This is a genomic window from Paraburkholderia sediminicola (assembly GCF_046027825.1).
GTDB classification, from domain to species: domain Bacteria; phylum Pseudomonadota; class Gammaproteobacteria; order Burkholderiales; family Burkholderiaceae; genus Paraburkholderia; species Paraburkholderia sediminicola_D.
On sequence record NZ_JAQQDU010000031.1, the window covers coordinates 22,809 to 43,523 of the forward strand.

The 20,715-nt window shown below is 63.7% G+C and carries 13 protein-coding genes and 1 pseudogene; 3 read left to right on the forward strand and 11 right to left on the reverse strand.

Translation table 11 applies throughout. From position 1 onward, the window contains the following. Positions 1–5 precede the first annotated feature (5 nt). The 5 genes from PQQ96_RS18345 to PQQ96_RS18365 form a co-directional block, all read right to left on the reverse strand. Entirely contained in the window at positions 6–704 is a 699-nt protein-coding gene (locus tag PQQ96_RS18345; RefSeq protein WP_408294593.1) for a YggS family pyridoxal phosphate-dependent enzyme, read from the reverse strand. A gap of 40 nt (positions 705–744) precedes the next feature. Further along, positions 745–1,971 carry a glycolate oxidase subunit GlcF gene (gene glcF / locus PQQ96_RS18350; protein WP_408294596.1) on the reverse strand — a complete coding sequence of 409 codons (1,227 nt, stop codon included), beginning with the start codon at positions 1,969–1,971 and terminating at the stop codon, positions 745–747. Positions 1,972–1,979: 8 nt separating this feature from the next. Then, positions 1,980–3,068 (reverse strand): glycolate oxidase subunit GlcE, encoded by a 1,089-nt coding sequence (glcE, locus tag PQQ96_RS18355; RefSeq protein ID WP_408294599.1) that lies wholly within the window; start codon positions 3,066–3,068, stop codon positions 1,980–1,982. A gap of 278 nt (positions 3,069–3,346) precedes the next feature. Next, positions 3,347–4,840, reverse strand: a complete 1,494-nt coding sequence (locus tag PQQ96_RS18360; protein WP_408294602.1) for an FAD-linked oxidase C-terminal domain-containing protein — start codon at positions 4,838–4,840, stop codon at positions 3,347–3,349. 126 nt (positions 4,841–4,966) lie between these two features. Next, positions 4,967–6,382: an FAD-linked oxidase C-terminal domain-containing protein gene (locus PQQ96_RS18365; protein WP_408294605.1), complete on the reverse strand. Its 1,416-nt coding sequence runs from the start codon at positions 6,380–6,382 to the stop codon at positions 4,967–4,969. 256 nt (positions 6,383–6,638) lie between these two features. Here PQQ96_RS18365 and PQQ96_RS18370 point away from each other — a divergent pair, with 256 nt between their 5' ends. Continuing rightward, the gene (locus PQQ96_RS18370) at positions 6,639–7,193 is read left to right on the forward strand and encodes a cob(I)yrinic acid a,c-diamide adenosyltransferase (RefSeq protein WP_408294716.1); all 555 of its coding nucleotides are present in this window, start codon (positions 6,639–6,641) and stop codon (positions 7,191–7,193) included. Between the two features lie 110 nt (positions 7,194–7,303). Next, positions 7,304–8,509, forward strand: coding sequence for an NO-inducible flavohemoprotein (hmpA, locus tag PQQ96_RS18375; protein ID WP_408294607.1), 1,206 nt, complete (start codon positions 7,304–7,306; stop codon positions 8,507–8,509). Positions 8,510–8,560: 51 nt separating this feature from the next. Here hmpA and PQQ96_RS18380 read toward each other — a convergent pair whose 3' ends face one another. The 6 genes and pseudogenes from PQQ96_RS18380 to PQQ96_RS18405 form a co-directional block, all read right to left on the reverse strand. Next, the gene (locus PQQ96_RS18380) at positions 8,561–8,893 is read right to left on the reverse strand and encodes a helix-turn-helix domain-containing protein (RefSeq protein WP_408294609.1); all 333 of its coding nucleotides are present in this window, start codon (positions 8,891–8,893) and stop codon (positions 8,561–8,563) included. Positions 8,894–8,912: 19 nt separating this feature from the next. Further along, positions 8,913–9,236, reverse strand: a pseudogene (locus PQQ96_RS18385) (type II toxin-antitoxin system RelE/ParE family toxin); the annotation flags it as partial. Between the two features lie 199 nt (positions 9,237–9,435). Continuing rightward, complete coding sequence (aroG, locus tag PQQ96_RS18390; RefSeq protein WP_408294611.1) at positions 9,436–10,509, reverse strand: 3-deoxy-7-phosphoheptulonate synthase AroG; 1,074 nt, start codon at positions 10,507–10,509, stop codon at positions 9,436–9,438. A 403-nt stretch (positions 10,510–10,912) separates the two neighbouring features. Next, positions 10,913–12,379, reverse strand: coding sequence for a metalloprotease TldD (tldD, locus tag PQQ96_RS18395; protein ID WP_408294614.1), 1,467 nt, complete (start codon positions 12,377–12,379; stop codon positions 10,913–10,915). A gap of 93 nt (positions 12,380–12,472) precedes the next feature. Next, positions 12,473–13,363 (reverse strand): carbon-nitrogen hydrolase family protein, encoded by an 891-nt coding sequence (locus PQQ96_RS18400; RefSeq protein ID WP_408294617.1) that lies wholly within the window; start codon positions 13,361–13,363, stop codon positions 12,473–12,475. A gap of 129 nt (positions 13,364–13,492) precedes the next feature. Further along, on the reverse strand, positions 13,493–17,686 hold the full coding sequence (locus PQQ96_RS18405; RefSeq protein ID WP_408294619.1) for a YhdP family protein: 4,194 nt from the start codon (positions 17,684–17,686) through the stop codon (positions 13,493–13,495). Between the two features lie 198 nt (positions 17,687–17,884). On the opposite strand from PQQ96_RS18405, the gene glnE reads away from it, so the two are divergent. Beyond that, positions 17,885–20,683 carry a bifunctional [glutamate--ammonia ligase]-adenylyl-L-tyrosine phosphorylase/[glutamate--ammonia-ligase] adenylyltransferase gene (gene glnE, locus PQQ96_RS18410; RefSeq protein WP_408294622.1) on the forward strand — a complete coding sequence of 933 codons (2,799 nt, stop codon included), beginning with the start codon at positions 17,885–17,887 and terminating at the stop codon, positions 20,681–20,683. The last annotated feature ends 32 nt before the right edge of the window (positions 20,684–20,715 follow it).

Below are 20,715 nucleotides of genomic sequence, written 5' to 3' on the forward strand. Positions count from 1 at the left end.
AACGGTCAGTGAGAGTAATCTCGTGCGCCGAAGATCGCCGTGCCGACGCGCACGATCGTCGCGCCTTCCAGCACGGCGGCTTCGAGGTCGCTCGACATGCCCATCGAGAGCGTATCGAGTTCGAGGCCGTCATTGCGCAGACGCTCGAACAGTTCACGGAGTTGCCGATGCGGCACGCGTTGATCTTCGATGCTGCCGGCGGGTTCGGGAATCGCCATCAGGCCGCGCAGATTCAGCTTCGGCAGCGCGGCGATTGCCTGCGCGACTTCCACCGCCTCGGGAATGCCCACGCCGCTTTTCGACGCTTCGCCGCTAATGTTGACCTGCAGGCACACGTTCAACGGCGGCAGGTTGTCCGGACGCTGCTCCGACAGCCGCTGCGCGATCTTCAGCCGGTCGACCGAATGCACCCAGTCGAAACTTTCGGCAACCGGCCGCGTTTTGTTCGATTGCAATGGTCCGATGAAATGCCATTCGAGCGACGCGCGCAGATCGGCCAGCGCTTCGATCTTGGTGATGGATTCCTGCACGTAGTTCTCACCGAACGCGTGTTGACCGGCTGCGTAGGCGGCGCGCACGTCTTCGGCGGGGAAGGTCTTCGAGACCGCGAGCAGGGTGATCGAACGCGGGTCGCGTCCGGCCACCTGCGCGGCGAGGGCGATGCGCTGCTGCACCGCTTCGAGATTGTGAATCAGATCGGGCATGGAACGGATCCGGAAGTCCAGCGAAAGGCGATGGTCCGGATTATACGGACAGCATGTGCTCGACCAGTTCGATCCAATGCGCGACCGGCGTCGACGTGCCGCTTTGCAGATGCGCAATGCAGCCGACGTTCGCCGACACGATTACTTGTGGCTCCTGCGCCTGTAGCCGATCGAGCTTCTGATCGCGCAGTGCGTACGAGAGCTTGGGCTGTGTCAGCGAATAGGTGCCGGCCGAGCCGCAGCACAGATGGCTGTCGGCGGGCAGGCGGACTTCGACGCCGAGCGCCGCCAGCAGATGTTCGACTTTGCCGCGCACCTGCTGACCATGCTGCAACGTGCACGGTGGATGGAATGCCACCGTATGGATCGCGCGGCGGCGGCTCACGGCGACGAGCGCCTCTTCGAACTCCGGCAGGATCTCCGCGATGTCGCGCGTCAGTTCGGTTACGCGGCGCGCCTTCTCCGCATACGCGGGATCGTTGCGCAGCAGATGCGCGTATTCCTTGACCGTCGCGCCGCAGCCCGACGCGTTCATCACGATCGCTTCCGCACCTTCTTCGATATACGGCCACCACGCGTCGATGTTGGCGCGCAGGTCGTCGAGCGCTTCGTCGTTGTAGCCCAGGTGCAGACGGATCGCACCGCAACAGCCTGCTTCGGGCGCGATCAACGTTTCCACGCCGATCGCGTCCAGCACCCGCGCCGTAGCGACGTTGACATTCGGCATCATCGACGGTTGCACGCAGCCCGCAAGCATCAGCATTTTGCGCGGATGTTTCGCGGTCGGCCATTCGAGCGGACGCTGACGCGCGGGCACCTTGTCGCGCAGTTTTTTAGGCAGCAACGGGCGGATATGCTGACCGATACGCATGGCCGGCGTGAACAGCGCGCTATTCGGCACGAAGCTCGCGAGCAGTCGGCGCACCATCCGCTGACCGAGCGGACGCGTGACTTTTTCCTCGGTGATCTTGCGGCCGATCTCGACCAGCCGGCCGTATTGCACGCCGGATGGGCAGGTGGTTTCGCAGTTGCGGCAGGTGAGGCAGCGGTCGAGATGGACCTGGGTGCTGCGCGTGACCTCGGCGCCTTCCACCATCTGCTTGATCAGATAGATGCGGCCACGCGGGCCGTCGAGTTCGTCGCCGAGTATCTGATAGGTCGGACAGGTCGCCGTGCAGAAACCGCAATGCACGCAATTGCGCAGAATGGCATCGGCTTCGTCGCCATCAGGCGTGTTGCGAATGAAGTCCGCGAGGTTGGTTTGCATCGCGTTGCTCAGAAATCGGGGTAGAGACGGCCGCGATTGAAAATGCGCGCGGGGTCGAAGGCGGCTTTCAGGCCACGATGGATTTTCATCAGCGGTGCGGGCAGCGGCGTGAAGACACCGGCGCTGCGGTCGTAGCCATGGCCTGTGCGGAAGATGGTGGCGTGGCCACCGGCCTGCTTCGCGCTCATGCGCACGGTTTGCGCGTCGGTGTCGGTGATCCACCAGCGCTGGCCGCCGCCCCATTCCATCAGTTGCGCGCCGGGCAATTGCAGCGGCTCGGTGATCGACGGTAGCGCGAGGCGCCACAGCGCGGCCTTCGGCGGGATGGCCGCAAAGAACGAATCGGTCTGTTCGCGCAACCCGGCCCAGAAGCGCTCTGCCTCGACCGCATCGACGACTTCGCCGCCGAGCGCCGTGCGCGCCGCTTTGACCGCGGCTTCCGCGCCGGCCATCCGCACGGCCAGCGTCCCGTGACGCCATGCGCTTGCCGTGATCGGCAGCGGTCGGCCACCCCATTCGTTGAGCTTGCGGACCGCGTCTGTGCCGTTCATTTCAAATTTGAGCGTGGTTTCGGCCTGCGGCAGCGGCAGCACTTTGATCGACAGTTCGAGGATCAGCCCGAGGGTGCCCAGCGAGCCCGCCATCAAACGCGATACGTCGTAACCGGCGACGTTTTTCACCACCTGGCCGCCGAAATGCAGCGTCTGGCCCTGGCCGTTCATGATGACCGTACCGAGCACGAAGTCGCGCGCCGCACCGGCGGACGGGCGGCGCGGACCGGCGATGCCCGCTGCGACACAGCCGCCGAAGGTGGCCTGGGGCCCGAAGTGGGGCGGTTCGAAGGCGAGCATCTGATCGTGTTCGGCCAGCGCGGCCTCGATCTCCAGCAAGGGTGTGCCCGCACGCGCGGTTATGACCAGTTCGGCCGGATCGTAGGCGATGATGCCGCGATAAGCGCGCGTGTCGAGGATGTCACCTTCCAGCGTCTGACCGTACCAGTCTTTGGTGCCGCCGCCACGGATGCGCAATGTGCGCCCTTCGGCGCTGGCTGAACGCACGCGTTCAGACCAAACGGCGACGATGTCGTCCTCTTCCATGGTGCCCTGCTTCGTTGTGTTTCGATTGATTGTACCGGGCGGGGGCTCGCTGGCAACCCGGAGCGGACCCGCATCGGGTAATCAGGGTGGGAACTGGGAAGCGCTGTGGGCGCGGGCCATGCGGAATGCGTCGGCGACGAGGAGTCGTGCGGGGTGGCGGGTTGGGAAGCGGGCGGCTGGAGTGTGGGCGTCCCGCTATGTAGGCAAGCTGAGCCGCATGGCGGCCGCGCCATGTAACGCTGCATGCCCGCCGTGGGCGAGCAGCGTCACAAGCCGCCTTAAAACCGCGGCAGATCCGGATGGGGCAACAAGCCGCCGCGCACATGCATCTTGCCGTACTCGGCGCAACGCGCGCGGGTGGGAATACCCTTGTCGGGGTTCAGTAAGCCGGGCGGGTCGAAGGCGCGCTTGACCGCGTGAAACGCGTCGCGCTCTTCAGGCGAGAACTGCACGCACATTGAATTGATTTTCTCGATGCCGACGCCATGCTCGCCCGTCACCGTGCCGCCCAGTTCGACGCACGTTTCGAGAATGTCGCAACCGAACGCTTCAGCCCGATGCCACTCGTCCTTATCGTTGCCGTTGAACAGGATCAGCGGATGCATGTTGCCATCGCCGGCGTGGAACACGTTGATGCAGCGCAGGCCGTATTTCTTCTCCATCACTTCGATGCGCGCCAGCAGCGGTCCGATACTGCGGCGCGGCACAGTGCCGTCCATGCAGTAGTAGTCAGGCGAAATCCGGCCTGCCGCCGGAAACGCGTTCTTGCGCCCGGACCAGAAGCGCAGGCGTTCGTTTTCCGAACGTGAAATCTGGATGCGGGTTGCGCCCTGTTCGCGCAGCACCGCGGTCATGCGCACGATTTCGTCGGCGACTTCTTCCGGCGTGCCGTCCGATTCGCACAGCAGGATCGCCGCGGCGTCGAGGTCGTAACCCGCGTTGACGAATTCTTCGACGGCGCGTGTGGCCGGTTTGTCCATCATTTCCAGACCCGCTGGAATGATGCCCGCTGCGATGATGCCGGCGACCGCGTCGCCGCCTTTCACGACGTCGTCGAAACTGGCCATGATGACCTGGGCCGTTTGCGGTTTCGGAATCAGCTTGACGGTGACTTCGGTGACGATGGCGAACATGCCTTCGCTGCCGATCAACACCGCGAGCAGATCGAGGCCTGGCGCGTCCGGTGCGAGTGAACCGAATTCGACGATTTCGCCTTCCATCGTCACGGCGCGCACACGCAGCACGTTGTGTACGGTGAGGCCGTATTTGAGGCAGTGCACGCCGCCCGAGTTCTCGGAGACGTTGCCGCCGATCGTGCAGGCAATCTGCGACGATGGATCGGGCGCGTAGTAAAGGCCATACGGCACGGCGGCTTCGGAAATCGACAGATTGCGCACCCCCGGCTGGACCGTTGCGGTTCGGGCATACGAGTCCACTTCGACGATTTTCCGGAAGCGCGCAAGCGATACCACCACGCCGTGACGAATCGGCATCGCCCCACCGGACAAACCTGTGCCCGCACCGCGTGGCACGATCGGCACGTCAAGCCGGTGACAGATCTGCACGATGCGCTGCACCTGCGATTCCGTCTCGGGCAATGCGACCGCTAGCGGCAGACGCCGATAAGCGGCGAGGCCGTCGCACTCATAGGCGACGGTGTCTTCTTCGCGATACAGCAAACAGTGGGTTGGCAGCACGGCCATCAGCGCCTGCACGACTTCGCGCTGGCGCTGGGCGAGAACTTCGGCCGTCAGTTCGACGGGTGCGTTCATATGACTTGTCTCCTCGTGTCTTTCACCGTGCGTGCCAGGTCAAGCCTGGTTGTGCGGCAGCAGGCGTTGCCGCTGCTGCCGCCTCTGTCGCAACTGAGTTAAGCTTAGCGGAGCGCCGATGACGCCTCAAGCCGCCCAGGAAAAGATCTTGCCCGGGTTCATCAGATTGTGCGGATCAAGCGCGTGCTTGATGGAGCGCATCGTGTCGACAGCGACTTCACCGTGTTCTTCGAGCAGGAAGTTCATCTTGTGCAGACCGACACCGTGCTCGCCCGTACAGGTGCCGTCCATGCGCAGCGCGCGTTGCACGATGCGCTGGTTCAGACGCTCGGCTTCGGCGAGCTCTTCCGGCTTGTTCGGATCGATCAGGATCGCGACGTGGAAGTTGCCGTCGCCGACGTGGCCGACGATCGGGCAGGGCAGCGGCGACGCCTTCAGATCCTGCTCCGTTTCCACCACACATTCCGCGAGGCGCGAGATCGGCACGCAGACATCGGTCGTGACGGCGCGGCAGCCGGGCTTCAGTTGCAGCATCGCGAAATAGGCGTTGTGGCGCGCGTTCCATAGACGGCTGCGATCTTCCGGGCGGGTCGCCCATTCGAAGCCTTCGCCGGCATTCTGCGCGGCGATTTCCTGCACCAGCTCGGCTTGCTCCTTCACACCGGCTTCGGTGCCGTGGAATTCGAAGAAGAGCGTGGGCGCTTCACGCAGCGTTAGATTCGAATGGCGATTGATCGAGCGGATCGCGAGCGAGTCAACGAACTCGACGCGCGCAATCGGCACGCCCATCTGAATCGTTTCGATGACGGCGCGCACCGCGTCGCCCATCGACGGGAACGTGCAGACCGCAGCCGAGACCGCCTCCGGCTGCGGATACAGCCGAACGGTGATTTCGGTAATGACGCCGAGCGTGCCTTCAGAGCCGACGAACAGACGCGTGAGGTCATAACCCGCGGACGACTTGCGTGCGCGCGTGCCGGTTTTGATCACGCGGCCGTCGGCGAGCACCACCGTCAGTCCAAGTACGTTTTCGCGCATCGTGCCGTAGCGCACGGCATTGGTGCCCGAGGCGCGCGTGGCCGACATGCCGCCGATGCTCGCGTCAGCACCCGGGTCGATCGGGAAAAACAGGCCGGTGTCGCGCAGCGCTTCGTTCAACTGCTTGCGCGAAATGCCGGGTTCGACCGTGACGGTCAGGTCTTCGGCGTTGATCGACAGCACGCGGTTCATTTCCGACAGGTCGATCGACACGCCGCCTTGCACCGCCAGCAGATGTCCTTCGAGCGACGAACCGTTGCCGTAGGGGATGATCGGTACGTTGTACTGGCCGCACAGCTTGACGATGGTTTGCACGTCTTCCGTATTGCGCGCGAATACGACAGCATCGGGCAGTTGGGGATCGAACGGCGATTCATCGCGGCCATGGTGCGCGCGTACAGCCTCTGCTGTGGACACGCGTTCGCCGAAAGCGGCTTTGAGTCCGGTCAGCAACTCGGCGGGAAACGGCCGGCGCAGTGGGGCCGGCGGCACGGGATGGTTCACGCATGTCTCCTGATATTGGGACGGAACTGTTCTACAGCTTGTGCTTCATTTTACGCCGATCACCCGCGGACCGGCGTCGGGAGCGGCTGTCGGTCCCCGCCGCTCCCTGCCGCTCCTATAATGGCGGCGACCTCACGATGCGCGCAATATGGGCAAACGCGGTGATCAACCGGGTGGCTCACGTACCGGATTCGCCGGACGGACTCACCGGCGTCGCGCTAACGCATCGTCACTGAATGAATGCATGGGAGACATCATGGGCAACCGCTTGAGCAAGATCGCCACCCGCACGGGCGATGACGGCACCACAGGTCTCGGCGACGGCCGGCGCGTGCGCAAAGACAGCGCGCGCATTGCCGCAATTGGCGACGTCGATGAACTCAATTCGAATCTCGGCGTGTTGCTGTGTGAAGCGCTGCCCGACAACGTGCGGGCGGGGCTGGTCGCGATTCAGCACGACCTGTTCGATCTTGGCGGCGAGCTCTGCATCCCAGGCCATACGATGATTACCGATAAGCACCTTGGCCAACTCGACGATTGGCTGGTCGACTACAACGCGACCCTGCCACCATTGAAGGAATTCATTCTGCCCGCTGGCTCGCGCGCGGCAGCGCTTGCGCATGTGTGCCGTACGGTGTGCCGGCGCGCCGAGCGGTCGATCGTCGCCCTGGGTGAAGGCGAGGCGGTCAATGAGGCGCCGCGCCAGTATGTGAACCGGTTGTCAGACTTGTTGTTCGTGCTCGCGCGCGTGCTCAATCGCGCGGACGGCGGCAGCGACGTGTTATGGCGGCACGATCGTAGCGCCGGCTAACAGCGCGCTTCAGTCCCCGCTTCGGTCCCTTTTAGCACTGTGACAATCTGTCAGGTGCAAGACTTCTCCTTAAAGATGTATTGTAAATGCATCTTTAAGGAGAAGTTGTTATGCCCGCTCTCACCGCCGACCAGATCGCTCGCGTCAAAGCCACCGTTCCCGTGCTCGCCGTACACGGCACGACCATCACCCGACACTTCTACAAGCGCATGTTCGCGCACCATCCTGAGTTGAAGAACGTGTTCAACCAGACGCACCAGAAAAGCGGCAGTCAGCCGGAAACGCTGGCGAAGGCGGTGTATGCGTATGCTGCCAATATCGATAATCTCGGCGCGCTGGGTCCGACCGTCTCGCGAATTGCGCACAAGCACGCGAGTCTGAATATCCGGCCGGAACAGTATCCGATCGTGGGGCGCCATCTGTTGGGCGCAATCGTCGATGTGCTCGGCGACGCAGTCGATCAGGAGACGCTCGGCGCATGGGAGCTCGCGTATGGGCAACTCGCGGATATCTTCATCGGCGCGGAGGCAAAGCTCTACGAAGGTGCGGCGTGGAGCGGTTTTCGGCCGTTCAAGGTGGCGCGCAAGGAAGTGGAGAGCGATGAGATTACGTCGTTCTATCTGACGCCAGCCGACGGCTCGCCGGCCTGTGGCTTCGAACCCGGTCAATATCTGAGCGTGAAGCGTTTCGTGGATCAACTCGGCGTCGATCAGCCACGGCAGTACAGCTTGTCGGATGCGCCGAACGGTAACTGGCTGCGCATTTCGGTGAAGCGCGAGGCCGGCCGTGAAGACACTGCGCCCGGCCATGTATCGAACCTCATGCACGACGGTGTGGAAGTGGGCGCGGTGGTGCATGTCAGCGCGCCAATGGGCGAATTCACGCTGGACCGCAAGAAGGCGACACCTGTGGTGCTGATGAGCGGCGGCGTAGGCGTGACCCCGATGACGTCAATGCTGTCCACGTTACTCGCCGAGCAGAGTGACCGCAGCGTGACCTTTGTACATGCCTGCCGCAATAGCCGCGTGCATGCGTTCCGGCAGTGGCTTAACGATACGCTCGCAGCGCATCCCAACGTTACGCGTGCGGTGTTCTACGAGGCCGCTGACGCGTGCGATCGCGCCGGCATCGACTACGATTTCGAAGGCCGCCTCGACCTCGCGAAAATCGCCGACAAGGTGATCGTTCCCGACGCGGATTACTACATCTGCGGGCCGGTGCCGTTCATGCACGCGCAATGCGAGGCGTTGGCCGCGCTCGGTGTGGATGCGGCGCGGATTCACACCGAAGTGTTCGGTTCAGGCGTGGTGCAGTGAAGCGAGGGCGCATGGCAAGCCGGGTGTGAAAGCACGCGAGGGGCGTGCGCCTTACCCAACCGCCAGGGTGACCGGCTTGCCGATCCGGCTCATCATTTCGACCAGGGTATCGATAGTGAACTTGGTGGTCTTCTTGTTGACCACATCCGACACGCGCGGGCGCGACACCATCAGAATCTCGGCCGCCTCGGCCTGCTTCAGATGATGCTGTTCGATCCAACTGGACAGCTCGGTCATCAACTGTTCCTTGAGTTGCCGCGTGTCGTTGATCTGTTTCTGCGACGCGGCGTGCAAGCGCTTCGCTTCTTCGGCGGAGAAACCGAGTTCGAGGAACAGGTTTGCGCCAGGTTTTGTTACGTGACGGATTTTTGTGTCGATCGTCATTTGTTAAGTTTTCCTCATCATTGATGATGGCGCGGTACCGCATCTCGGCAATCTTTCTATCCTGCGGCCCTAGCTTCTGCGTTTTCTTCTGGAAGCAATGCAGTACATACAACGCTTCTACAAACTTGGTGACATACATCACGCGGTAAATACCGTCAGCTTCCCTGATGCGAATCTCGCGCGTACCGGCGCCGATCGAATCGAATGGCTTCCAGTCGTCAGGGTCCAGTCCTGCCTGAATCTTGCCAAGCTGAAATCCGGCCCTGCGACGCGGCTCTTCGGGAAAGGCGAGTAAATCGTGATAGCTGGAGCCCATCCAGCGAATTTCTTTTTCCTGCTCCATAGCCGTCTTTCATGTACAAAATCTTATACGCAACACCCAACCAGGTCAAGTCGTATCCGACCCGGCAAACGAGTTGTTACGGTACAGAGGCGGCGCGTGGCGCACCATTCGTCCGTTTGGCTAACAAAAAACCCGGCTGAATGAGCCGGGTTTTCGTTGAGCCAACTACAGCAATCGCGCAGAGGCGCGTCGCGATTGTTTAGTTGCCGCTGCCGCGCGCCACACGCCGTTGCTTGACCGCGTCGGCGAGACCCTCGAGCACGCCGACGCTTTCATCCCAGCCGATGCACGCATCGGTGATGCTCTGGCCGTACGTCAGTGTGCAGCCTTCCTGCAGGTCCTGACGACCCGCGACCAGATGCGATTCCACCATCACGCCGACAATCCGTTCGTCGCCCGAAGCAATCTGGCGGCCGATATCCGCGCACACCGGAATCTGGTTCTCGTGTTTCTTGGAGCTGTTTGCGTGGCTTGCGTCGATCATCAGACGTGCCGCGAGACCGGCCTTGCCGATGTCGGCGCAGGCCGCATTGACACTGTCCCCGTCGTAGTTCGGTGTCTTGCCGCCGCGCAGGATGATGTGGCAGTCCTCATTGCCGGCGGTCGAGACGATCGCCGAGTGGCCGCCCTTCGTGACGGACAGGAAATGGTGCGGCTGCGAGGCGGCCTTGATCGCGTCGACGGCGATCTTGACGTTGCCGTCCGTGCCGTTCTTGAAGCCGACCGGGCACGACAGTCCCGAAGCCAGTTCGCGATGCACTTGCGATTCCGTAGTCCGCGCGCCAATTGCGCCCCACGAGATCAGATCGGCGATGTATTGCGGGCTGATCATGTCGAGGTATTCGGTGCCGGCCGGCAGGCCGAGTTCGTTGATACGCAGCAGCAGTTCGCGCGCGGTGCGCAGGCCGTCGTTGATCTTGAAGCTGTTGTCCATGTGCGGGTCGTTGATGAGACCCTTCCAGCCTACCGTCGTACGCGGCTTCTCGAAGTACACCCGCATCACGATTTCGAGCTCGCCGGCGAAGCGCTTGCGCTGCTCGACCAGACGCCCGGCGTATTCCATCGCGGCCTTCGTATCGTGAATCGAGCACGGTCCGATGATGACGATCAGACGGTCTTCCATGCCGTGCAGGATGCGATGCATTGCATTGCGCGAGTGGTAGATCACGTCGGACACCGTTTCGTCGCAGGCGAATTCGCGGATCAGGTGAGCGGGCGGCGTGAGTTCTTTCAATTCGCGGATGCGGACATCGTCGGTGTTGTGCGGGGGCATGCTTGTTCTCCTGAATCGGGTCGTAGCGTGTTCGCGCGGGCAACGAAGGCTGCGATCGGACAGCAATCAGGCAGCGATGCCAGGGCGGACAACAATCAAAAAGATTTCAACGGCAAAGGTTTCAAAGGCGTGAGGCGAAAAAAAACCGCCAGGCTAGCTGGCGGTTTTCGTGAATTCTGGGTGTCTTGCGTGCACTAACACCCCTCTCGATCCGCCAGCGGTCTGAGATGCCAAAAAAAGTAAAAGTAAAACTTGGCGGACATGGCGAAATAGGTCGCTGGTCAAAAAGGGTGAGTGACTTTATAACCCGTGCTGGCGTGGCTGACAAGCTGCGGGGTATAAAAATGCGGCAAATCCGCATACTTCGCGCTTTGCATGCACGAAGTATGCGTCTGCATCAAAATCAGGCCGTGCCGCCAACCGTCATCCGGTCGATACGCAGCGTCGGCTGACCGACACCGACCGGCACGCTCTGGCCTTCCTTGCCGCATACGCCGACGCCCGAATCGAGCTTCATGTCGTTGCCGATCATGCTGACGTACTTGAGCGATTCCGGGCCGCTGCCGATCAGCGTCGCGCCCTTGACCGGGTAGGTGACCTTGCCGTTTTCGATCATGTACGCCTCGGAGGCCGAGAACACGAACTTGCCATTGGTAATGTCGACCTGGCCGCCGCCGAAGTTCACGGCGTACAAGCCGTTCTTCACCGAAGCGATGATTTCCTGCGGGTCTTTGTCGCCGTTGAGCATGTACGTGTTGGTCATACGCGGCATCGGCAGCGCGGCGTACGATTCGCGGCGCGCGTTGCCGGTGATCGGCATCTTCATCAGGCGCGCGTTCAGCGTGTCCTGGATGTAGCCCTTCAGGATGCCATCTTCGATCAGCGTCGTGCACTGAGTCGGATTGCCTTCGTCGTCGATATTCAGCGAGCCGCGGCGATTCGGCAGCGTGCCGTCGTCGACCACCGTCACGCCCTTCGCCGCAACCCGCTCGCCGATTTGACCCGCAAACGCCGAGGATCCCTTGCGGTTGAAGTCACCTTCGAGGCCGTGGCCGATTGCTTCGTGCAGCAGCACGCCAGGCCAGCCCGGTCCGAGTACCACGGACATCGCGCCGGCCGGAGCCGGACGGGCGTCGAGGTTCACCAGTGCCGCATGCACGGCGTCGTCGACGTAGCGCGACAGCACTTCGTCAGTGAAATAGCCATAGTCGAAGCGGCCACCGCCGCCGCCGCTGCCGATTTCGCGGCGGCCGTTCTGCTCGGCGATCACGGTGACGGACACGCGCACGAGCGGACGGATATCGGCCGCAAAGCCGCCGTCGCTGCGCGCGACCAGCACCACGTCGTATTCACCGGCGAGGCCAGCCATCACCTGCTGGATGCGCGGATCGCGGCCGCGCGCCATCTTTTCGATGCGCTCGAGCAGCTTGACCTTGGCGGTTGCGTCGAGGGAGTGCAGCGGATCGGACGGCAGGTACAGATCGCGTCCGGCGATGCCGGTCAGCGACGAGGCCACCTTGATCTTCTGCTTGCCGCCGCCCACCTTGGCAATCGAGCGGGTGGCGAGCGCTGCCTGGCGAATCGCTTCGGGCGACAGATCGTCCGAATAGGCGAAAGCCGTGCGGTCGCCCGACACGGCGCGCACGCCGACGCCCTGGTCGATGCTGAAGCTGCCCGACTTCACGATGCCTTCTTCTAGACTCCACGCTTCGCTGCGCGTGTACTGGAAGTACAGGTCGGCGTAGTCGATCTTGTGCGTGAAGATTTCGGCGAGCGTGCGGGTGAGCAGGGCTTCGTCGAGACCGTAGGGCGTCAGGAGGATGTCCTTGGCGGTGGCGAGATTACGGATACCGGGTTCGATGATGTTCATGCGAAGTATGTTCTGCTCGATACGAAGGATTCGGTTAGCGCCTGCGTCACTATATGAGTGACAGACGCCGCACTTTCAATGTCAGGTAACAAATCAGCAACTCAGCACGCGGTGACGCCAGGCGGGCAGGCTCTGCCGCACTTCGTCGATACGCGCGCGCTCGAGATTGCCGGCCACCACGCCGGCGCCTTCGTCGCGTACCGCGACGACTTCGCCCCACGGGTCGATCAGCATGCTGTGGCCCCATGTCCGGCGGCCGTTTTCATGTTTGCCGCCTTGCGCGGCGGCCAGCACGTAACACTGGTTTTCGACCGCCCGGGCGCGCAGCAGCATTTCCCAATGCGCGCGGCCGGTGGTGTAAGTGAACGCCGATGGCACCACGATCAGCGCGCAGTCGCCCATGCGCCGGTACAGCTCTGGAAAGCGCAGATCGTAGCAGACCGACAGGCCGACCCGGCCGAACGGCGCTTCGAAGGTACGGACCTCGCCGCCGGGGCAGATGGTGCGTGCCTCGTCGAACGACTCCTCGCCCTTTTCGAAGTTGAACAGGTGGATCTTGTCGTAGCGCGCGGCCTCGTTGCCCCGCGGGTCGAACACCAGCGTGGTGTTGAGCACGCGCGACGGTTCCTGCGACATCAACGGCAGCGTACCGCCGATCAACCACACCTTGTGGCGGCGCGCGGCGTCGGCGAGAAAGCGCTGGATCGGGCCGTCCTGGTAGGGCTCGCGCATGGCGAGCTTGTCCGTGTCCTTGAAGCCCATGAAGCAGAAGTACTCGGGCAGCAGGACAAGTTGCGCGCCGTCGGCGGCGGCTTCGGCGATCAGGCGTTCCGCTTCGGCCAGATTGCGTTCGCGGTCCGGCGTGGTCACCATTTGCAGCGCGGCAACGCGGAAGGCGCTTTCGAAAGACCCGCTGGACGCCGCGGTGGGCGAGGCAGGGGACGAAGCGGTGGACGAAGATGAAGAGACGTGTGTTTCGCTCATGAGCGTTTCGAAAAACTCCCGGCAAGGCGGCGGCTCGAACCGCTGGGCGCCGCATACGTCGTTCAAGGCTGGCTTGGCCCGGCGGTGCGGCACTCCGCTTTTGCGGTCAAACAAAGGGGCGAATCAAGCTCAGTGCGCTTCCACGGTCGAAGCCGGAGCGTCCATCTTACCGCGATCGCTCTTCACCCGCTCGATGTGCGGTTTCGACCACGGACCGGTGATTGCGTACTCGCGTGCAAACGCCGTCGAGACCGATTTGCTGAACGCCAGATCGGCCACCAGCGCGCCCAGCCCGAGCAGCGGATTGATCACGGTCGCGGCGATCACGGCAGCGCCGGCGCTGACGGTCGGCACGATCTGCACGTGCAGATCCTGGGTTTCCTGCGCCAGATCGACCGAACCCTTCATTTCAGCGCGGGCCGGCGCCGTCACCATCTCGAAGTTCTCGGTGCGGCCAATGCCATTGTTGATCTGGCCCGTGCCGGTGACATGTTCGAACGGTAGTCCTTCGCCGATCACATCGCGGAAATTGAGCGTGGCGAAACGCGCGAGGCTTTGCAGGCTGAGCACGCCCAGCAGTTTCGCGACGCCCGGGTCGACCTTGAGAATCTGCCCATGGCGCAGATCGACGGCCAGATTGCCGTTGAGCGTCGGATAGTCGATCGTAGTCGGGCCGCCGCGCCACACCACCTTGCCCGACAGCGTACCGTTGCCGGCCTTGATCGTGTGCGGCTGGCCGAAGCGCTCCAGCAGCGCGCCGGCGTCCTTGATGTCGAGTTTGAAATCGAACACCGTACGGCGCGGCGTCGCTTCGTCGGCGGTATTGCCGAGACCCGTCGACGTGCGCCAGTTCGCGGTCGCGGTCAGCGTGGCGGCGGGGTTGGTGATGTCCAGCTTGTCGAGTTGCCAGACCGGCACACCGTCTTCGTCGAAGTTGTGCGCGTCGACTTCGAGCCGGCCAATGTCGCGATCGCGCACGATCAACTCATTGACCACCAGATCGATCGACGGCATGTTCTGCGCCGGCGCGGAAATGGCCTGGCCAAGCAGGTTCTTGTCGGTGGCCGACGGAATCACCACGCGGGCAAAGCGCGCCTGCAGCGTGCCGGGCGACTCCTTGTTGGCGCCCGGCAACCATGAAACGTGACCCGACACCTGGTTCGACGCGATGTTGGCCTGCCATTTGCCGTCCGCATGCGACGCGCCGACGATCACGCTGTCCCAGTGCCGCTTGAGGAGCGTCAGCGTACCGATGTGCAGCGCGAAGCGGTTCGGCAGGAGTTGTGCGAGGGTCGGATTCGGCGTAGCCGGCGCGGCGGCGGGCGCAGGCGATGGCGCGTCCTTGTTGCGCATCTGCGTGACGAGCGCGCGCCAGGCGTCGGCGTCGAACGCCTCGACGTCGACGGCGGCGATCACGCCATCGGACGGCAAGTCGGCGGGCTTGTTGACGCCGATCGCGCCGCGTATGACCGTCGGCGGCGTTTTCGGCTCGTAGCGCAGCACATAGGTGGCGGCAATCGGACCGAAGGTGAGGTCGGCGCGTTCCAGACCGGCTTCGCCCGCGTCGTTGGAGGGGCTGACCGCGAAGCGCAGCGGCATCGGTGTGCCGACCGGTTTGTTGAAGGGCGCGGGGAAGTCGAGCGCGAGGCCGGTCAGATCGGAGTTCGCCGTGACTTCCGGCAACCGCCCTTTGGCGCCGCGGACGTTGAGCGCGTAGGGCGCGCTGCCGCTCATGCGCGTCAGTACCTGCGCGGCCGGTCCATGCAGATTCAGGCCGCGCGCGGCATCGACAGCAATGTGGCCGCCAAGGTTGAGTGCATACGTGCCGTCCTGCTTCAGGCCGCCATTCGCGTGCACATCGCCGCCGAGAAACTGGCCCGAGAGCCGGTCGACCTGCGCAGTATGTTCGGTAAAGCGCACCTTGCCGTTCAGTTGCGACAGCGGCGGCACGTTATCGACCGTCAAACGATTGTTCTGGAAGCCCACCGCGCCTTCTACGCCGATATGCGGCTTCGGCGTGCGTGGCACGGTCAGTTTGAGCGCCAGCGCGGCGGGCCCTTCGGCGCGCACTTTCGCGGTCGCATGTTTGGACATGATACCGAGCGAGCTCTCGTCGACGTAGTCGAGCATGTCGGCAAGCGGCCCACGGCCGTTGCCCGTAATGATGAGGTCGGACGCTTTGGTGCCGAGATCGTCGATCCTGCCGTTCACCTTGTTTAAAGCGACCCGCTTGTAATGGGCGCGGTCGATATCGAAGCGCAGCACGTTCTGCTTGAGTTCGAACACACCGTCGATGCCGTCCAGCGGCGGCCACACGTTCGGCGTGCCGTTCTTCATGTTGCGCGGCGGGTACGGCGAAGGGTCGAACTTGCCGCCCTTGAAGGGCGCGACGATATGAAAGATCCCGGCCTCCGGGGCGCGGGAGTAGGGGAATTTGGTCAGATCGCCGTGTATTTCGATCGATCCGCCGCGCGAGACGCCCGCTTGCAACCCATGGCCGAGGTAGATGCGCAGCTTTTCGCTGATGCTGGTCGGCAAATAGCGGACGATGCGCGTGACCTGCGCGCGCTGGAACTCGGCTTTGAGGTCGAGCGAGCCGCGCCCATGGCCGGGGTTGCTGTAATCGGCCGTGGCGGTGGCGTCCGCGTCCGCGTTCGAGATGCCGAAGTCGGCCAGTTTGACGGCGAAGGCACGGTGATTCTCGCCCGGCGCTTTCGGCGAGATGGTCCAGTCTGCCCGGCCATGCAGGCGGTCGAGTTTCAGGCGCGGGTCGTCGAACACGCCCGGCAGCGTAATGGCGACATTGGATGTGTTGAGCGTAGCGGTGCCGTGGTTTTCGTCGGCGTCGACACTGCCCCACAGGTTTTCGATACCGGGAATGCCCGCGCGCGGGTGATTCAGCGGGGTGAGACCCGGTGGCGGTTCCTGAGCGGCGAAGCTGATGCCTTGCAGGTCACCCTTGAAGCGATAGCGTTCGATCGGTTCGGCGCCGCTCGGCCGGTGGTCGCTGCCCGCTTCGCCGGATTCGGGTTTGCCGCGCTCCATTTCGATCACATAGTTCGCCACCATGCCGCGCGGATTGAAGCGCACCAGATTGTTCAGCAACGGCCGCGGCAACGGCAGCGCGCGGCTGAATTCGGCGAGGATGCCCAGGTCGACGCGGTCGCCGCTGACGCTGACGAGTTGTCCATGTTGTAGCGAGGCCGTCCGGAAGCGTCCGTTCAGCGTGGATAGCGCCAGGGTGCGGGTGAGCGGCGTGCCGTCGTCGAGCGGCGGCTGGCCGAGTTCGGCGCGCAAGTCGTTCAGTTGCAGCGTGTAGTTGCCCGGGTCGGCTTCGACGCGCCACGAGAAATTGGCGATCGGCACGTCCAGCTTGGGTTGGGTCGGGCGCACCCGCATGGAAACATCCGTGCCGGCCAGTTGCCCGCTCGCGGACGTCATACGACCATCGGCGAAGTCGGCCCAGATCGCATTGTCGATGCGGCCGGCGAACATCTCGATCGGGAAATTGATATAGCCCGCGAGAGTCGGCAGATCGACCGGACCGGTCGACATATAGACCTCGCCGGCCCAGTTGACCGGCTTGCCGATCGCGGAGAGGCGGGCGTGTTTGAAATGCGTACGGAAGTCGATCGGGCCGTGCAGGACATGGCCGTCGGCGGGCGCTTGCAACGCGAGCCGGTGATCGTAGCCGTCGTTGAGAATCGCGATCCGGATGTCGCGCAGGGCAAGCTCAGGCGCGTTATGCTGCGCGTCGCGCCAGCGCAGCACGCCGCCGCGCACCACGATTGCCTGTTGCCGCAATAGCCAGGTGGACAAGGTGTCGTTGCCGCTGTGCCGGGTTGGCACCGGGACGCCCGCCACCGAAATGACGCCGTCGCTGCTGCGCGACACCAGCACGTCGGGTTGGTCGACGATCAGGCTGGAAAGCGCGGGATGGAACTGCCAGAGTGACTTCCACGAGAGCGTGGCGGTGGCGTGCGGAATGGTCAGCGCCGCTTTGCCTTCAGGGTCGCGGATGACGATATCGGTGACATCGAGCCCTGGCTGAAAACCGCTCCAATGCGGCGCCAGCTTGCCGATGGTGAACTGCGTGTGCAGCTTCTCGGAGACGGTGGCTTCGATGCGCGGCCGGAACGAGTCGACACGCGGCAGCAGCACGTAACGCAAACCGAGAAACAGGCCAGCCGCGATGAAGTAGAAGGCGAGTGCGAGCGCCAGCAACACGTGCGACGTCCGATGCAGCACCACATGGGCGCTTCCGCTCGCGGGCCGGACCTGCCTGGTTTCGTGCGGGTCGGCGGATTCGTTTCGCTCGGACATGCTGCGGCGGGTGGGCGTATGGTAGTTTTGCGAATTAACGACGAAATGTAACACACGGGAAAGCGTCGGCGAACTTCCGGCAAACCCTTTCTCCATGCCGTCTCGCGACCTGCGCGAGGCTGCCGGATTCCCGCAGGGACCCGTGTGCTGCAGCGAACTGAACAACGCTGATCAAGCAACGAGCGAGCCAGACCCTTGATGACTGACGCCATACTCCTGAGTTCCAGCTATTCACATTACGCGGCGCGCGCCGCGGCGGCTCGTCCGCACATCGTGGCGCAGGTGGCGGCGCTCGCGTCCGCGCCGCTCACACGCGAGCGGATCGACGCGCGTTTTGACGTGTTGTGTGCCGAGGCTGCCGGCGCGGGCGGCGGCCCGTTGAGCGAGGATGCACTCAAACGAGCCTTGCGCCAATTGCGCACCGAGGTATTTTGCGCCGTGATGGAGCGTGATCTCGCAGGGGAGGCGGATGTCGCCGAAGTCACCGGCGCGATGACCGATCTCGCGGAGACGACGATCCAGCGTGCGCTCGCGGTCGTGTCCGCCGAGCTCGAAATCCTCTACGGCGAACCGCGCGGACCGCAGGGCGAGCGGCTCGCGCTCGGCGTGGTCGGAATGGGCAAGCTGGGTGGCCGCGAGCTGAATGTGTCGTCGGATATCGACCTGATCTTCGTCTATGAAGAGGACGGTGAGACCGCAGGCGCCCAGCGTTCGCCGATCGCGACGCAGGACTTTTTCACGCGTCTGGGTAAGCGCCTGATCGGCGCATTGGCCGAGGTGACCGCCGACGGGTACGTGTTCCGGGTCGATATGCGCTTGCGGCCGAACGGCGATTCGGGACCGCTCGTGTGCAGCCTTGGCATGCTCGAAGAGTATTTCTACGTGCAGGGCCGCGAGTGGGAGCGCTATGCGTGGATCAAGGGCCGGCTCGTGTCCGAAGGCGCGAGCGAGGCGGCACAGCGGCTGCAGAAGCAGTTGGACGCGATCGTCACGCCGTTCGTCTACCGGCGGTATCTCGACTTCGGCGTGATCAGTGCGATTCGCGCGCTGCATTTGCAGATTCGCCAGGAAGCGCAGCGGCGCGCCTCGATGCGGCCCGACAAGGCCGACGACATCAAGCTCGGCCGCGGTGGCATCCGCGAAATCGAATTCAGCGCTCAGGTTTTTCAACTGATCCGGGGCGGCCAGGACGCCGGCTTCCGGGTGCGGCCGACGCTCGCCGTCTTGCGGCACGCGGCCACGCACGGGCTGATCGATACCTCGGTCTGCGTGAAGCTTTCGCAGGCGTACCGCTTCCTGCGCGAACTCGAGCACCGTCTGCAATACCGCAACGACGCGCAAACCCACGCGATGCCGGTTGATCCTGAGGAGCGGGTGGCGCTTGCGCGCGCCATGGGTTGCGACGACTATGCCGCGCTGATGCTCAAGCTCGACGTGCATCGCGAGTTCGTCGAGCAGCAGTTCGACCAGATTTTTGCCGACAAGGTGAGTGGCCGCGATGGTTGCGGCGCACCGGAAGACGGTGCGGCGGCGTGGGTCTGGAGTAGCGCCCTCGCCGACGACAGTGCTGACGACGCACTGCGCGCGCGCCTGATCGAACTGGGCGTGCCCGAGCCAGACGAGCTGGTGGCGCGCTTGCGCGCGGTGTGGCAGTCATCGCGTTATGCGGGGCTCGCCGAGCGGAGCCGCCAACGCTTCGATATCGTCGCGCAGCGTGCGCTGGAAGCCGCGCGGACGTTGGAGCCGCCCGAACGGCGCGGCGATACGGTGGCGCGTTTCTTCGACCTGCTCGAAGCCGTGAGCCGGCGCGGCGCGTACCTCGCGCTGCTGACCGAATATCCGCAAGCGCTGCATCGGGTGCTCTCGGTGCTGGGCGGTTCGCGTTGGGCCGCCGGCTATCTGATTCGCCACCCGCAATTGCTCGATGAACTGCTCGACGACGAGGCGATGGACAGCCCGTTCGACTGGCCTGAATTCAAGCGCACGCTGCGCTTGCGTCTGGCCGCGGCGGATGGCGTCGAGCAACAGATGGACCTGCTGCGCCACGCGCACCAGGCCGAGGTGTTCCGCATCCTGCTGATCGATCTGGCTGGCAGGCTGAGTGTCGAGCATGTGAGCGACCGCCTGTCCGAGCTCGCCGACGCCGTGCTCGACGTCACGCTCGAAGCGGTCTGGAAGCAACTGGCCAAGCGCCATCGCGAGGTGCCGAAGTTTGCGGTGATCGCATACGGCAAGCTGGGCGGCAAGGAACTCGGTTACGCGTCTGACCTCGACGTGATCTTCCTTTACGACGATCCGGACGATGCCGCCGCGGACGTCTATGCCACCTACACCCGCCGCCTCATCACCTGGCTGACGACGGCGACCGGCGCGGGCACCTTGTTCGATGTCGACTTGCGGCTGCGGCCGAACGGCGAGTCGGGCCTGCTCGTTACCGATCTGGACGCGTTCCGCCGTTATCAACTGCGCGAAGGCGATGCCGCTAATACCGCATGGGTGTGGGAGCATCAGGCACTGAGCCGCGCGCGCTACTGCGCGGGCGACCCCGAAATCGGCGCGAAATTCGAGCAGATCCGCGAACAGGTGCTGACCACGCCGCGCGAAGCCGCGCCGCTCGCGAAGGAAATTGTCGAGATGCGCGAGCGCGTCGAGGCGGGGCATCCGAACCATACGGCGCTGTTCGACCTGAAGCACGATCGCGGCGGCATGGTCGATATCGAATTCACCGTGCAGTACTGGGTGCTGCTGCATGCGGCGAGCGATCCTGAACTGATCCGCAATACCGGCAACATCGCGCTGCTGCGTGAAGTGTCGCGCTTTGGCTTGATGAGCGAGGCGGAAGCGGAGACGGTCGGCGCGGCTTACCGTATCTACCGGAAGTTGCAGCACAAGCTGCGGCTGGACGGGATGGAGAAGGCGCGGGTCGATCCGGCGCTGGTAGTGAATCAGCGTGAAGTCGTGCTGCGGCTTTGGGAGCGGGTGTTTGGGGAAGGCTAAATAGTGCCGGGTGCGAGGTGCGTTGCGCACCT

Excerpts from the sequence above, each read along its gene's own strand:
- glcF (WP_408294596.1), bottom strand. The coding sequence starts at position 1,971 with ATGCAAACCAACCTCGCGGACTTCATTCGCAACACGCCTGATGGCGAC.
- PQQ96_RS18380 (WP_408294609.1), bottom strand. The coding sequence starts at position 8,893 with ATGACGATCGACACAAAAATCCGTCACGTAACAAAACCTGGCGCAAAC.
- glcE (WP_408294599.1), bottom strand. The coding sequence starts at position 3,068 with ATGGAAGAGGACGACATCGTCGCCGTTTGGTCTGAACGCGTGCGTTCA.
- PQQ96_RS18360 (WP_408294602.1), bottom strand. The coding sequence starts at position 4,840 with ATGAACGCACCCGTCGAACTGACGGCCGAAGTTCTCGCCCAGCGCCAG.
- PQQ96_RS18405 (WP_408294619.1), bottom strand. The coding sequence starts at position 17,686 with ATGTCCGAGCGAAACGAATCCGCCGACCCGCACGAAACCAGGCAGGTC.
- PQQ96_RS18345 (WP_408294593.1), bottom strand. The coding sequence starts at position 704 with ATGCCCGATCTGATTCACAATCTCGAAGCGGTGCAGCAGCGCATCGCC.
- glnE (WP_408294622.1), top strand. The coding sequence starts at position 17,885 with ATGACTGACGCCATACTCCTGAGTTCCAGCTATTCACATTACGCGGCG.
- tldD (WP_408294614.1), bottom strand. The coding sequence starts at position 12,379 with ATGAACATCATCGAACCCGGTATCCGTAATCTCGCCACCGCCAAGGAC.
- PQQ96_RS18400 (WP_408294617.1), bottom strand. The coding sequence starts at position 13,363 with ATGAGCGAAACACACGTCTCTTCATCTTCGTCCACCGCTTCGTCCCCT.
- aroG (WP_408294611.1), bottom strand. The coding sequence starts at position 10,509 with ATGCCCCCGCACAACACCGACGATGTCCGCATCCGCGAATTGAAAGAA.
- hmpA (WP_408294607.1), top strand. The coding sequence starts at position 7,304 with ATGCCCGCTCTCACCGCCGACCAGATCGCTCGCGTCAAAGCCACCGTT.
- PQQ96_RS18370 (WP_408294716.1), top strand. The coding sequence starts at position 6,639 with ATGGGCAACCGCTTGAGCAAGATCGCCACCCGCACGGGCGATGACGGC.